General features: G+C 71.2%; 13 protein-coding genes. 8 read left to right on the forward strand and 5 right to left on the reverse strand.

Annotation, left to right across the window (positions count from 1 at the left end; all coding sequences use genetic code 11):
- The first annotated feature begins 51 nt into the window (after nt 1-51).
- Together ACX114_RS29520 and ACX114_RS29525 are read left to right on the forward strand one after the other, a co-directional pair.
- Nucleotides 52-1,449, forward strand: coding sequence for a hypothetical protein (locus tag ACX114_RS29520; RefSeq protein ID WP_459290004.1), 1,398 nt, complete (start codon nt 52-54; stop codon nt 1,447-1,449).
- Nucleotides 1,450-1,518: 69 nt separating this feature from the next.
- Nucleotides 1,519-2,013, forward strand: coding sequence for a hypothetical protein (locus ACX114_RS29525; RefSeq protein ID WP_459290006.1), 495 nt, complete (start codon nt 1,519-1,521; stop codon nt 2,011-2,013).
- A gap of 2 nt (nt 2,014-2,015) precedes the next feature.
- Here ACX114_RS29525 and ACX114_RS29530 read toward each other — a convergent pair whose 3' ends face one another.
- Both ACX114_RS29530 and ACX114_RS29535 read right to left on the reverse strand, forming a co-directional pair.
- The gene (locus tag ACX114_RS29530) at nt 2,016-3,710 is read right to left on the reverse strand and encodes a tetratricopeptide repeat protein (protein WP_459290008.1); all 1,695 of its coding nucleotides are present in this window, start codon (nt 3,708-3,710) and stop codon (nt 2,016-2,018) included.
- 89 nt (nt 3,711-3,799) lie between these two features.
- Nucleotides 3,800-4,750: a type III secretion system effector protein gene (locus tag ACX114_RS29535; protein ID WP_459290010.1), complete on the reverse strand. Its 951-nt coding sequence runs from the start codon at nt 4,748-4,750 to the stop codon at nt 3,800-3,802.
- Between the two features lie 262 nt (nt 4,751-5,012).
- Here ACX114_RS29535 and ACX114_RS29540 point away from each other — a divergent pair, with 262 nt between their 5' ends.
- Nucleotides 5,013-5,417 carry a hypothetical protein gene (locus ACX114_RS29540; protein WP_459290012.1) on the forward strand — a complete coding sequence of 135 codons (405 nt, stop codon included), beginning with the start codon at nt 5,013-5,015 and terminating at the stop codon, nt 5,415-5,417.
- Here ACX114_RS29540 and ACX114_RS29545 read toward each other — a convergent pair.
- The 3 genes from ACX114_RS29545 to ACX114_RS29555 form a co-directional block, all read right to left on the reverse strand.
- The gene (locus ACX114_RS29545; protein ID WP_459290013.1) at nt 5,414-6,019 is read right to left on the reverse strand and encodes a hypothetical protein; all 606 of its coding nucleotides are present in this window, start codon (nt 6,017-6,019) and stop codon (nt 5,414-5,416) included. The genes ACX114_RS29540 and ACX114_RS29545 overlap by 4 nt on opposite strands.
- 80 nt (nt 6,020-6,099) lie before the next feature.
- Nucleotides 6,100-6,855, reverse strand: a complete 756-nt coding sequence (locus ACX114_RS29550) for a ZIP family metal transporter (RefSeq protein ID WP_459290015.1) — start codon at nt 6,853-6,855, stop codon at nt 6,100-6,102.
- 3 nt (nt 6,856-6,858) lie between these two features.
- On the reverse strand, nt 6,859-7,020 hold the full coding sequence (locus ACX114_RS29555; protein WP_459290017.1) for a hypothetical protein: 162 nt from the start codon (nt 7,018-7,020) through the stop codon (nt 6,859-6,861).
- A gap of 99 nt (nt 7,021-7,119) precedes the next feature.
- On the opposite strand from ACX114_RS29555, the gene ACX114_RS29560 reads away from it, so the two are divergent.
- The 5 genes from ACX114_RS29560 to ACX114_RS29580 all read left to right on the forward strand — a co-directional run bounded on the left by ACX114_RS29560 (nt 7,120) and on the right by ACX114_RS29580 (nt 13,980).
- Nucleotides 7,120-7,587, forward strand: a complete 468-nt coding sequence (locus tag ACX114_RS29560) for a MarR family winged helix-turn-helix transcriptional regulator (protein ID WP_459290019.1) — start codon at nt 7,120-7,122, stop codon at nt 7,585-7,587.
- A 41-nt stretch (nt 7,588-7,628) separates the two neighbouring features.
- Entirely contained in the window at nt 7,629-8,939 is a 1,311-nt protein-coding gene (gene hmgA / locus ACX114_RS29565) for a homogentisate 1,2-dioxygenase (protein ID WP_459290021.1), read from the forward strand.
- Nucleotides 8,936-9,940: a fumarylacetoacetate hydrolase family protein gene (locus tag ACX114_RS29570; protein WP_459290023.1), complete on the forward strand. Its 1,005-nt coding sequence runs from the start codon at nt 8,936-8,938 to the stop codon at nt 9,938-9,940. Before hmgA ends, ACX114_RS29570 begins: the two co-directional genes overlap by 4 nt.
- Before the next feature lie 81 nt (nt 9,941-10,021).
- Nucleotides 10,022-11,425, forward strand: coding sequence for a 3' terminal RNA ribose 2'-O-methyltransferase Hen1 (locus ACX114_RS29575; RefSeq protein ID WP_459290025.1), 1,404 nt, complete (start codon nt 10,022-10,024; stop codon nt 11,423-11,425).
- A complete protein-coding gene (locus ACX114_RS29580; protein ID WP_459290027.1) occupies nt 11,422-13,980 on the forward strand; it encodes a polynucleotide kinase-phosphatase in 2,559 nt (852 codons plus the stop codon). Before ACX114_RS29575 ends, ACX114_RS29580 begins: the two co-directional genes overlap by 4 nt.

The raw sequence follows: 13,980 nt of genomic DNA on the forward strand, positions 1-13,980 counted from the left end.
GCGCCGGGGGGAATGCCAGTCCCGGGCGGGACGTGCTAGACGCGCGCGCCCATGACGTCCCCACTCCTGACGCTTCCCCTGCTGCTGTGCCTGGGACAGGCCCCTGAAGCCACGCCCACCGAACCGCCCTTCCAGGCGCGGCTGTCCTTCCAGGGCCTCGACGAGGACATTGACGCCGAGGGCTCGGGCACCTCCTTCCACGCGGCGCTAGAAGGACATACGCCGGAGCTCGCGTCGGGCCTGCGCGCGGAGGCCACGCTGTCGTTCTTCCTCAACACGCCGGGCGCCTCGGGCCTTGGCTTGCAGGACTTCGGCAGCAACGTGCGGCTGCGCTACCGGCCCTCGGGTTGGGCGTCCGGCGAGGGGCTCGCCGTGGCGGTCCACCCCGTGAACACGTCGCGGCTGCACATGGGCTTCACCTGGCCGGTGACGTGGGAGCGGCAGGCCTTTCCCCGCCGCTCCGGAAGCGAGTCCGCGCTGGAGCTGCGCCTGTCCCGGCGGCAGTGGGACGCCTTCGTGGCGCTCAAGTCCGCCACCGTCGCGGATGACCTGCTGCTGGAGTCCTCACGCCGCTACGCCCTGCTCGCGGGCGGCTTCCTGGACGTCACGCCCGAGCTGCGACTGGCCCTCAAGGGCACCGTGCTCAATCGAGGGCAGATCCCCGGCGTCGCGAACCAGGGCGTCGAGCTGCACAACCCCGTGAAGGGGGCCTCCCTGGGCGCGGTCTGGCACCACGGCGCCCCCGTTGGGAACAACGTCGATCTGGCGCTGTACCAGGGCGACCCGACCTTCTTCGAACGCTTCTTCCTGCCGGAGACGTATCCGGGAGGCTTCGCCGCGTCGGTGTCGCTGGAGGGCAGCCTCTTGTCCCAGGGGCTCGTGGATTCAGAGGCCGGCGATCCCCAGCGGAGCACGCAGACGGGGGGCGCGGGAGCCCTGGAGGCGCGGGTGAAGCAGGGCTTCTGGCGCGCGCACGCGCTGGCCTATGTCCGCGCGCTCTCCTTCATCCAGGCCGACGTCCCCGGGTTCCCTCCGTACCAGGCCTTCCTGAGCGACGCGGAGACCCGCGCGGAGGTCTCCGGCACGCTGAGCAGTGATTACCACCTCCAGGACTGGGGGCTGACGCCCGGGCTGCTCGTGCGCGTCACCCGCCCCGCCTCCCTGCGGAATGCACCGGAGAGCCCTCTGTTCAGCGACAACACCGCCGTGTTCACGGGGCCCAACCTCATCAGCATCCTGCCCGCGGGCGAGGACCCAGGGCTGGTGGTGACGGTGAAGGCCACGGCGCGCTGGGACCTGGGAGCGATTGCCGGCGTGCTGGCGGAGGTCTCCTACACCCACGACCCGAACCGGACCCTCTTCGAGGATGACGAGATGGGGGTCTCCCGGCCCGTCCTCCAGCCCTCCAACGCGGTGGGCGTCAACGTGCTGCTCCAGGCGCGCTTCTGACGCTGGGAGTCAGGATGGGCGGATTGGCGTCCGCGCGCGGCCGGGTGCGAGGATGACGCTCCGCCCACCATGCACAACGCTTCCGTCCGTCCCCTCTCCGAGGCCTCCCCGGTCCCCGAGTCCACCGTCGTCCCGCTCGTCCAGCCCGCGGCACGGCTGATGGCCCACGCCGCGGCGTGGCTGATGCTGGTGGGCCTGCTCACCGGCGGCTACGTCTCCGCGGCGATGACGGGCAAGGTGCCAGCGGATCCCCAGATGGCGCTCGCCGCGCACCTGAACGCGCTGATGGGCACGTTCTTCCTCCTGGGCGTCGCGTGGACGCTGCCCATGCTGCGCTACGGCGCCGTGGGACAGCGGCGGCTGGCCTGGGCGGTCATCGTCGCCAACTGGGCCAACTGGGGCATCACCTGCGTGAAGGCGTGGCTGCGGGTGTCCGGCGTGGACCTCATCGGGCAGCCCGTGAACGACGCCGTATTCGGCGCGCTCACGGTGTCCGTGGTGTTGCCCGCGCTCGTCGCCGCGGGCGCATGGGTGTACGGCTTCCGCCGCGCCGGGGCGCGCTGACGTCAGAAGGCCGTGCGGGTGAGCGCGAAGTCGGAGCCCTTCCAGGCCGTCTTGAAGCGCTGCTGCACGGCGTTGGCCTCCTCCGTGCGCCCCTGCCCCTTCAACGACCCGGCGAGCCCGAAGAGGGCCCAGCCGTTGCCGGGGTTGCGGCGCAGGTCCTCCCGGTACACCGCCTCCGCGGCCCTGTACTGCTTCGCGTCCAGCAGCGCCGCGCCCTGGAAGTGGCGCACGGGGTAGTACCAGTCACTGGGCTCTGAATAGGCCAGCTGATCCGCGGCGCGCACCGCGTCCTCCCAGCGCGTCAGCGCGTCGGCGCAGCCCTGGCGCTCCGCGATGGACGCGTCGAGCACGCGGGCCGCCACGTCCAGCACGTCCTTCGCCGAATTGTTCCCGGCGGTCATCGTGTCGGGGACGTTGGCGGCCAGCTTCACCAACTCCGCGTGCTCCGCGCGGGCCTCCTCGAACTCCCCATTCGCCGCGAGCGCCAGCCCGTGCGCGTGCAGCCACAGCCCCGTCAGCACCGGGTACTTCGGATCCGGCCGGGGCTCCGTGAGCAGCGCGTCGTAGTGGCCGAAGCGCACCATCGCGAGCAGGGGCTCGGCGGCGAAGAAGTCCATGCCCGGCATCTCCTTCAGCATCTCCGGCGGCAGGACGTTCGCGGACTCGCGCGCGGCGCGGATGGACTCCCCCGCGCGTCCCTCCATGGAGGAGGAGAACGACAGGAAGCCCCAGTTGTGGGCCAGGTACATCGGGTAGTACCCGATGGGCTCCACCTGGCGCAGATAGTCATTGTCCGCCTGCACGGCGCGGCGGTTGCTCTCCGAGGCGTCCGCGTACCGGCCCACCCGCTGGTAGATGTGCGCCGGCATGTGCACCACGTGGCCCGCGCCGGGCATCAGCCCCGGCAGCCGGTCCGCGGAGGCCAGCGCGCGCTCGGGGTGCTCCGAGGCCTCGACGGCGTGGATGTAATAGTGATTGGCCCCCGGGTGCTTCGGCGCGCGCGCGAGCACCGACTCCAGCCGCGAGACAATCTCCTCCGTCCCCGGCTCCGGCTTGCCCTCCAGCGTCCACAGCTTCCACGGGTTCAAGTTCATCAGGGACTCGGCGAAGAGCACCTGCACGTCGTTGTCATCCGGGAAGCGCTTCGCCACGTCGCGCATGGCGTTGGCGTAGGACTGGGAGAAGGGCTTCATCTCCTCGGGTGTGCGGGGCTCCGGCCCGCCGTAGCGCCGGGACAGCGCGCCGATGAGCGCCTGCTCCGTGGGGGTCGCCGTGGGGGCGAGCGCCTGGGCCTTTTGCAGCGCCGTCCACGCGGTCGCCGCCCGGTCCGGCAGCATGGGCACGTTGTAGTTGGGCCCGAGCACCAGGGCGACGCCCCAGAAGCAACTGGCGCACGAGGGGTCCAGCTGCGCGGCGCGGGCGAACGAGCGCGCGGCCTCGTCGTGGTTGAAGGCATACGTGAGCCGCATGCCCTGGTCGAAGAAGGCCTGCGCTTCGGGCGACCGGGTCGTCACCTTCCGCTGGAAGTTCCCCAGGTTGTCGAAGAGCACCGCTCCTTCCGCGAGCGAAGTCAGGCTCGACATCGCGGAGGGCTCGCCATGCGCGCCGTGCGCGGCCGAGCTGGCATCCTGTGCTCCGGCGTACGTCCCCGGAAGAATCAAAGACGGGATGAGGATGAACAGGAGTCGCGCGCGCATGAGGTCCCCCCGGGCCTGCGGTCTTTTCAGGAACGGTGGGGGGACTTCGCGCGCGCGGCAATCCGCCGTGGGCAGGTGGGCGCGAGCGCCTACTTCTCCAGGTCGCCGACAATCCGCCCGAGCGGCGACGGCGTCCCCATGAACTTCTGGAACCGGCTGCGGTCATCCGAGCCCGCGTCGAAGTTCTCGAAGTTCTGCTGGTTGCTGTTCGCGCCGGGCCGGAAGCCCGAGTAGTCCTGGCGCGCGGGCAGCCCGTGCTCGGCGCGGATGCGGTTCTCCGTGGGGGCGTTGGGCATGCGCGGCGTGGGGCGCAGGCCGACGGTCTCGAACTCCTCCTGGAGCTGCAGGCGCGTCTCCACGGTGCTCTTCATCGCGTCCGAGTGGCTGGGGTAGCGCTTGAACACCTCCGCGTCCGCGTGCTTGCTGGCGGCCAGGGGGCTGACCTGCACGCCGTTGGCGGCGCGCCAGGCGTGCACGGACTCGTGGCCCAGGCTGTTGAAGCGCTGGCCCGGCTGGTTCTCGTTGTAGTTGATGCGGCTAGCCTGGCCCGCGCTGGCCTGGCCGTCGTACCGGTACGCCGGGCGCAGCGACTGGAGCGTGCCGTCGTGGCGCGGGCGGTGCGACATGGGCATGGCCGTCTCGTTGCGGCCGGAGTAGATGTCCGCCACCGTCAGCGGCTTCTGCGCGGTGCCCGTCGCGCCGGGGTTCACGTGCTGCGTGCGGCCGTTGAGCTCCGTCAGCATCTGGTTGCCCACGGGGCGGCTCATCAGCTTGTGCGTGGAGTTGCGCGCGTCCTGCGTGAAGTCCGCGAAGTCCGCGCCGGACTGACGGCTGTCACGGCGGGTCCGGATGCCCGACAGGTCCGGGTGCACCACGCCGTGGTCCGCCGGCTTGAGCTTGCTCTTGCCATCCTGAAGCTCTAGGGCCGTGGGCGCCTTCCGCGGCGTCACCGTCTCCAGCTTCGGGGGCGCGCTGGGGCTGCGCGTGCGGGAGCCGGAGGAGAGGGACGGCGCGGAGAAGGAGGAGGAGCGGAGCTTCATGGTGGGCCTCGGGATGCGAAGACGTCGTGTGCCCACCCCTAGAGCAACCGTCGTGCCGCCCCCTGAGCACACGTCCCTCACGTGATTCCAGTGGGTTGGCCCGCTCCTGGAGGCCCGGTCCTGATGTCCGCCGTCAGGGGCCTGGTGGCCGCTGTCACCAGGGGGCACGCGGTCCCAGCCCGGACAGCCATGTTAATTTGGTGCTCCCAGGAATCCCCATGCAGTGCCGCATGGCTTCACTGGGAGCAAAGAGCGCACCGCCATGTCGTCGTCCCGCCGAAGCCTGTCCTGGAGTGTCGCTGTCCTGCTGTCCTTCGCGGCCACCACGGCCTTCGCGGAGCCGTCCGCGCCGGCCCTGGAGATGGCCACGCAGGCGGTGTGCGCCGCCACCGACGACTCAGAGGCACTGACCTCTGAACCCACGCCCGAGGAGGCCGCGGGCCTGCTCTGCATCTCCGTCCGGTGTTCCTCCGTGGATGACTGCTGGAACGCGTGTCCCAACGCGCAGTCCGTGGCGTGTACGCGCAACGCCTGCTCCTACCAGCTCCCGGGTGGCGGCGGCGGCGGTGGCGGTCCGACGTGCCCGTCCACCCGCTGCATCGACGACTCGGATTGCGTCTGCGGCACGGCTCAGGGGTATTGCTTCAACCGCGCCTGCACCTACTAGAAGTTCACGGCGATGAGGGGGATGGAGGGGCGGGGCTGCCACTGCCGCGAGCGCAGGCCGTCGCGGCGGGCCCGCAGGTCCCGCAACTCCGCTTCCAGTTGGGTCTTCTCTTCGATGAGCGCGTCGCGCCGGGCCTTGTTCTCCCGCGCGAAGCGCGCGCCCCGGCTGAAGCCCGTGACGACCATCACCACGCCCACGATGCCGACGGCCGTGAAGGGCACGCCCAGGACCAGCTTCAGCGTCCGGTCCGAGCCTGAATCCAGCAGGCCGTCGATCATCACGGGCAGGCCAAACACCAGCGCCGCCGCGAGGATGAAGCCGAAGGTCGTCATGATCTTCGAGCTGCGCGGGCGGCCCAGGCGGATGCCGTCGATCTCCTCCTGGAGCAGGCCCACCCGCTGCGTCAGCTCCTGGATGCGCCCATCCAGGCTCCGGTCCGGAAAGGGGGTCGAGGGAGCAGGAATCTCCTGAACGCCGGGCTCCGGGGCCTGCGCCACCAGCAGCCGCGCGGAGTGCGCGGGCGTGTCCTCCGGCGTGAGCAGCGACAACGAAGGAGTCACGGGCGCGGACGCGAGCAGGACGGTGGCGAGCAGCGACAGCATGGAGCGCACTCCTTCCGGGGACGGATGGGTGCGCGACACTAGCACCCCGCCTCCCTGGCGGCCCCCCCGGCCCGGGTCCATCACCCTCCCAGCTTGCTGAGCACGAACGCGGCGAGGAAGCCCGCGACCGTGATGAGGCCGGTGAGGTCATGGGCTCCTTCCGTGGCCTCCGGCATCATCGTGTCCGCGAGCATGGCGAGGATGGCGCCCGCCGCCACCGCGGTGGTCCCCGCCACGACGCTGGGAGAGAACCCCCGGAAGACGACGTAGCCCAGCAGCGACGCCAGGCCGGAGATGACCGCGATGCCGCTCCACACGCCGAAGACGTAGCCCCTGGACCTTCCGGCCTGCCGCATCCCCGCCGCGGAGGAGAGGCCCTCCGGAACATTGGAGAGGAACACGGCGGCGACGGCCACCAGGCTCACCGCGCCTCCCGCGATGAGGCTCACGCCGATGACAATGGACTCCGGAATCCCGTCCAGCAGCGCTCCCACGGCGATGGCCGTCCCGCTGCCACCGTGCTGCTCCTCCGAGGGCTGCCTCCCGCTGGAACGCTTGCGGTGCTTCGCGCCCCTGCGCGCGAGCGCCAGGTTGGCGGCGCTGTAGACGGCGGCGCCAGAGACGAACCCCAGCGCGGTGGGGATGAAGCCTCCCTGGTGGAAGGCCTCGTCCATCAGGTCGAAGGAGAGCGCGGAGATGAGCACCCCCGCGCCAAACGCCATGATGCCGGCGATGAGGCGCGTGGGCAGGCGGGCGGCATAGCCCACCGCCGCGCCGACCAGCAGCGCGCTTCCCGCGAGCAACCCCCACAGCCCGGCCTGGAGCCAGAGCGGCATTCCCTAGCGCGCCCTGGACTTCTGACGCTTCACCTTGTTGGCTTGCTTGCCCAGCGCGGTGCGGGTGCTCTTGGGCAGCTTCTTGAGCGTGCCCTTCCGCTTCGCCGCGGTCGCGGCCTTCTTGATGTTCTTGCGCCCGGCGGCGCGCTGCTTGCTCGTGGCCATGGGGGCCTCCCTGCCCATGAAGGTCCGCGCCACCGCCTCCTCGCGCAATGCGCCCACCGCGTCCGCCCGCTTGGGTGGCTGGCTATAGTCCGGCGCCCGATGAAGAAAGCACGCGCCGCGAGCCTCACCCTCGATGACTTCCTCCCCTATCGCCTGTCGGTCGCGGACAACGTCGTGAGCCAGCGCATCGCCCGCGTGTACGCGGCCGAGGACGGCCTCTCCACGCAGGAGTGGCGGCTCATCGCCGTCCTGGGCGAGGACGGCGAACGCTCTCAACTGGAGCTCGTCCGGCGCACGCGCATGGAGAAGGTCCCGGTGAGCCGCGCCGCGCGCTCGCTGGAGGAGCGCGGATTGGTGCGGCGCGCCACGAGCCAGAGCGACGCCCGCTCGCGGCGCCTGACGCTGACCGCCTCGGGACGCAGGCTCTACCAGCGCATCGCCCCCGCCGCGCTCGAAGCGGAGGCGGAGGTGCTCGCGGAGCTGTCGGCCTCTGAACGCGAGGTGCTGCGCGCCCTGCTGGAGCGTGTGGAGCGCGCGGCCATCCGAGCCCTCAAGCCCGGCCCCTGAGCCTTGCCGGGTTGGTTACATCTGTTACTATTTCGGACGCCATGGAAAACGTCCGCCACCTGACAGGCTTTGGAAACGAGCACGCATCGGAGGCTGTCGCCGGTGCGCTTCCCGTGGGCCAGAACACGCCCCAGCGCGTCGCGTTCGGCCTCTACGCCGAGCAGCTCTCCGGCACCGCGTTCACCGCGCCGCGCGGCGTGAACCGGCGCACGTGGATGTACCGGCTGCGGCCCAGCGCGGGCCACCCGGCGTACCGGCCCGTGGAGGCCCGCACGCTGAAGAGCGGACCGTTCCGGGAGGTGCCTCCCTCGCCCAACCGGCTGCGCTGGAGCCCGGCGCCCATGCCCACCACGCCCACCACCTTCCTGGAGGGCCTCTTCACGCTGGGCGGCAACGGCTCCCCGTCCGAAGGCGCGGGCGCGGCGGTGCACCTCTACGCGGCGAACGCGTCCATGACGGACACGGCGTTCTTCAACGCGGACGGCGAGCTGCTCATCGTCCCCCAGTCCGGGACGCTGCGCATCGTCACGGAGCTGGGCGTGCTGGAGGTTCCGCCCGGCCACGTCGCGCTCATCCCGCGCGGCATGCGCATGCGGGTGGAGCTGCCCGGCGGCCCCGCGCGCGGCTACATCTGCGAGAACTACGGCGCGCAGTTCCGGCTCCCGGAGCTGGGGCCCATCGGCTCCAACGGCCTGGCGAACCCGCGCGACTTCGTGGCGCCGCACGCGGCCTATGAAGACGTGGAGCGCCCCACGCGCGTGGTGCAGAAGTTCCAGGGGAACCTCTGGGAGACGACGCTGGACCACTCGCCGTTCGACGTCGTGGCGTGGCACGGCAACTACGCGCCGTACACCTATGACCTGGCGCGCTTCAACACCATCAACACGGTGAGCTACGACCACCCGGATCCGTCCATCTTCACGGTGCTCACGTCGCCCAGTGACACGCCGGGAACGGCGAACTGCGACTTCGTTATCTTCCCGCCCCGGTGGATGGTCGCGGAGAACACCTTCCGGCCGCCCTGGTTCCACCGCAACGTGATGAGCGAGCTGATGGGCCTGGTCCACGGCGTCTACGACGCCAAGGCGGACGCGTTCCTCCCTGGCGGCGCGTCGCTCCACAACTGCATGAGCGCGCACGGCCCGGACCGCAAGACGTACGAGGCCGCCGTCGCCGCGGAGCTGACGCCGAAGAAGATCGACAACACGCTCGCCTTCATGTTCGAGACTCGCTGGGTCATCGCGCCCACGCGCCAGGCCATGGAGAGCTCCGTCCTCCAGAAGGACTACGACGCCTGCTGGGCGGACCTGCCCAAGGCGAAGCTGTCGTCCTCGGGAGGCGGTCAGCCGTGAAGCTCGCCTCTCTCGAAGCAGGACGGGACGGGCGGCTCGTCGTCGTGACGAAGGACCTGTCCCGGCAGGCGGATGCGTCCGCCATCGCCCCCACGCTCCAGGCCGCGCTGGATGACTGGGACCGCCACGCGCCGGCCCTGCGCGCGCTGTCGGAGCGGCTGGAGCGCGGAGAGGTTCCCGGAGCGCCCTTCGACCCCGTCCGGTGCGCGGCGCCCCTGCCCCGCGCCTACCAGTGGGCGGATGGCTCCGCGTACGTGAACCACGTGGAGCTGGTGCGCAGGGCGCGCGGCGCGGAGCTGCCGCCCTCGTTCTGGACCGACCCCTTGATGTACCAGGGCGGCTCGGATGGATTCCTCGGGCCCCGTCAGCCCATCCCGCTCGCCGACGAGGCGTGGGGCTGCGACATGGAGGGCGAGGTCGTGGTGGTGACGCGCGACGTGCCGCCAGGCGCCACGCGTGAGCAGGCCCTGGGCGCCGTCGTGCTGGTGGGGCTGGTCAACGACGTGTCCCTGCGCAACCTCATCCCGAACGAGCTGGCGAAGGGCTTCGGCTTCTTCCAGTCCAAGCCCGCGTCGGCGTTCTCTCCGGTGTTCGTCACGCCGGACGAGCTGGGCACCGCGTGGCGGGAGGGCAAGCTGCACCGCCGCCTGGAGGTCTTCCTCGACGGCGAGCCCTTCGGCCGCGCGGACGCGGGCGTGGACATGACGTTCGACTTCGGCACGCTGGTGGCCCACGCGGCGAAGACGCGCTCGCTGTGCGCGGGCAGCATCGTCGGCTCCGGCACGGTGTCCAACCGGGGCCCGGACGGCGGCCCCGGCAAGCCGGTGAAGGACGGCGGCGCGGGATACTCGTGCATCGCGGAGGTGCGCGTGGTGGAGACGCTCCGGGACGGCGCGCCGAAGACGCCGTTCCTGAAGCGCGGCAACCGGGTGCGCATCGAGATGCGGGATGACGCGGGCGCCAGCATCTTCGGCGCCATCGACCAAGCGGTCGGCGGGTAGGCGGGGAAGAAGGGGCCCCCTTTCCGTCAGGGCCCCTTGTTCCACCCGTCCGGCGCGCAGCAGGATTCACGCGCGCCTCCCATGCTCCTGACCCTTTCGACGACCCATTCGCCCGCGACGGACCTGGGCTACCTGCTGCACAAGAACCCGGAACGGCCCCAGTCCTTCGAGCTCCCCTTCGGACTGGCGCACGTCTTCTACCCGGAGGCCTCCGCCAGCCGCACCACGGCGGCGCTCCTCCTGGAGGTGGATCCCGTCGCCCTGGTTCGCGGCCGGCCGTCGTCCGGCGGCGGCCCGGGCGGTCCGCTGGAGCAGTACGTCAACGACCGGCCCTACGTCGCCTCGTCCTTCATGAGCGTGGCGCTGTCCCGCGTCTTCGGCACCGCGCTGTCCGGACGCAGCAAGGACCGGCCGGAGCTGGCCGGACAGCCCATCCCGCTCTCCGCCCGCCTGTCGGTGCTGCCCTGCCGGGGCGGAGAGGTCTTCCTGCGCCGCCTCTTCGAGCCGCTCGGCTACACCGTCACCGCGACCCGCCACGCGCTGGATGAGACGGTGCCCGCGTGGGGAGACAGCCGCTATTTCACCGTGACGCTGGAGGGGCAGGTGCGCCTGGGCGACCTGCTCTCGCACCTGTACGTCCTCATCCCGGTGCTCGACGACGACAAGCACTACTGGGTCGGCGACGAGGAGGTGGAGAAGCTCCTGCGCCACGGTGAGGGCTGGCTCGCCACGCACCCGGAGCGCGAACAGATTGCCCGCCGCTACCTGCGCCACCGCCACAGCCTGGCGCGCGAGGCCCTGGAGCGGCTCGCGGGCGACGAGGCCCCCGAGCCCGAGGAACGCCAGGAGGCGCGCAACGCCGAGGAGGCCGTGCTCGAGTCGCGCCTGAGCCTCAACGAGCAGCGGCTCCAGACGGTGATGACCGCCCTCCAGGAGCACGGCGCCGCGCGCGTGGTGGACCTGGGCTGCGGCGAGGGCAAGCTCATCAAGGCCCTCCTGAAGGACCGCCGCTTTACGGAGATTGTGGGCATGGACGTATCCCACCGCACGCTGGAGGTGGCCCACGACCGGCTCGGCATCGAACGGATGCCGGACCTGCAACGCCAGCGCGTGAAGCTGCTGCACGGCTCGCTGCTGTACCGCGACACGCGGCTCGCGGGCTTCGACGCCGCCACCGTCATTGAAGTCATCGAACACCTGGACATGCCGCGCCTCGCGGCCTTCGAGCGCGTGCTCTTCGAGTACACGCGGCCGGGCCTCATCCTGCTCACCACCCCCAACGCCGAGTACAACGTGCGCTTCACCTCGCTCCCCGCCGGTACCTTCCGCCACCGCGACCACCGCTTCGAGTGGACCCGCGCCGAGTTCGAGGCGTGGGCGGCAGGCATGTGCGAGCGCTACGGCTACACCGTGAGCTTCCGGCCGGTGGGAGAGAACGACGCGGAGGTCGGCGCGCCGACGCAGATGGCGGTGTTCACGCGATGAACATCCACATTCCAGAGCTGTCGCTCGTGGTGCTCATCGGTCCCTCCGGGTCGGGGAAGTCGACCTTCGCGCGCCGGCACTTCAAGCCCACGGAGGTGCTCTCCTCGGACACCTACCGGGGTTTCGTGTCCGACGACGAGAACAACCAGGAGGCGACGAAGGACGCCTTCGAGACGCTGCGCTACGTCGCGGCGAAGCGGCTGGCGCGGGGCCTGCTCACCGTGGTGGACGCCACCAACGTGCAGCCGGAGTCCCGCAAGGCCTTCGTGGAGCTGGCGCGCGAGTACCACGTGCTGCCCGTGGCGCTGGTGCTGGACGTGCCGGAGCGCACCTGCATCGAGCGCAACCAGCAGCGGCCGGACCGCGCCGCCAGCTTCCGCTTCGTGAAGAACCAGGTCTCGCAGATGCACCGCTCCATGCGAGGCCTGGAGCGCGAGGGCTTCCGCCACCTCCACGTCCTCAAGCCGGACGTCATCGAACGCGTGGTGCTGGAGCGACAGCCGCTCTGGTGCAACCTCAAGCACGAGCGCGGGCCGTTCGACATCATCGGCGACATCCACGGCTGCCGGGAGGAGCTGGAGGCGCTGCTCGCGAAGCTGGGCTACCAGGTGCGTCCGCGCGCGGACGGCACGCCGGGCTTCGACGTGCGCCCGCCGGAAGGCCGCAAGGCCATCTTCCTGGGCGACCTGGTGGACCGGGGCCCGGACATCCCGGGCGTGCTGCGGCTGGTGATGGACATGGTGGAGGCCGGCACCGCGCTGTGCGTGCCGGGCAACCACGAGATGAAGCTGCTGCGCAAGCTGCGCGGCGGCAAGGTCAACGTGTCCCACGGCATGGCCCAGACGCTGGAGCAGTTGGAGAAGGAACCGCCGGAGTTCCACCAGCGCGTGGCGAAGTTCATCGACGACCGGGTGTCCCACTACGTGCTGGACGACGGGCGCCTGGTGGTGGCGCACGCCGGCCTGAAGGAGAGCATGCAGGGCCGGGGCTCCGGCCGCGTGCGCACCTTCGCGCTCTACGGCGAGACGACGGGCGAGACGGACGAGTACGGCTTCCCGGTGCGCTTCAACTGGGCGGCGGAGTACCGGGGCCGCGCGGCGGTGGTGTACGGCCACCAGGCCGTGCTGGAGGCCGAGTGGGTCAACAACACGCTGTGCGTGGACACCGGCTGCGTCTACGGCGGCCGGCTCACCGCCCTGCGCTACCCGGAGAAGGAGCTGGTCTCCGTGCCCGCGCAGCGCGTGTACTGCGAGCCGGTGAAGCCCCTGGCCGCCCCGGCCCCATCCGGCCTGAGCGCGCAGCAGCAGGCGGATGACGTGCTGGACCTGGAGGACGTGCGGGGCAAGCGCATCATCTCCACGCGGCTGGCCGCGCACGTCACCTTGCGCGAGGAGAACACCACCGCCGCGCTGGAGGCGATGAGCCGCTTCGCCATCGACCCGCGCTGGCTCATCTACCTGCCGCCCACCATGTCGCCGTCGGAGACGAGCACCCTGCCCGGCTTCCTGGAGCATCCCCAGCAGGCGTTCGACTACTACCGCAAGGAGGGCGTGGCCCAGGTCGTCTGCGAGGAGAAGCACATGGGCTCGCGCGCCGTCGTCGTCATCGCGCGCGACGCGGACGCGGCCCGCCGCCGCTTCGGTGTCACCTCCGGCGAGACGGGCGTCTGCTACACGCGCACCGGCCGGCGCTTCTTCACCGACGAAGCCCTGGAGGCCGCGTTCCTCGCGCGCTTCCGGGCGGCGCTGGACGCGTCTGGCTTCTGGGAGGAGCTGAAGACGGACTGGGCCTGCCTGGACTGCGAGCTGATGCCCTGGTCGCTCAAGGCCCAGGAGCTGCTGCGCGACCCGTACGCCGCCGTGGGCGCGGCCTCCCGCGCCGCGCTGACGGACGTGGTGTCCGTGCTGGGGCAGGCCACCGCCCGGGGCCTGCCGCTGGGCGAGCTGTCCTCGCGCTTCACGGACAAGGCCACCCAGGTGCAACGCTACGTGGAGGCGTACCGGCGCTACTGCTGGCCGGTGACGTCCATGGACGACGTGCGCCTGGCGCCCTTTCACCTGCTGGCCACGGAGGGCGCGACCCACGTGGACAAGGACCATGTCTGGCACATGGAGACGCTGGCGCGCGTGTGCCGCGCGGACCCGTCGTTCCTCGTGGCCACGCCCTACCGCGTGGTGGCGGTGGAGGACGCGGACGCGGTGGCTGGCGGCGTGCGGTGGTGGGAGGAGCTCACCGCGCGCGGCGGCGAGGGCATGGTGGTGAAGCCCTTCGCCTTCGCGGTGCGGGGACGCAAGGGCGTGGTGCAGCCCGCCATCAAGTCCCGGGGTCCGGAGTACCTGCGCATCATCTACGGCCCGGAGTACACCGCGCCCGCGAACCTGGACCGGCTGCGCCAGCGCGGCCTGGGCACCAAGCGTTCCCTCGCGCTGCGCGAGTTCGCGCTGGGCGTGGAGGGACTGGAGCGCTTCACGAAGAAGGAGTCCCTGCGCCGCGTGCACGAGTGCGTCTTCGGCGTGCTCGCCCTGGAGAGCGAGCCCGTCGACCCGCGCCTCTGA

It is taken from the genome of Corallococcus sp. M7, assembly GCF_054512695.1.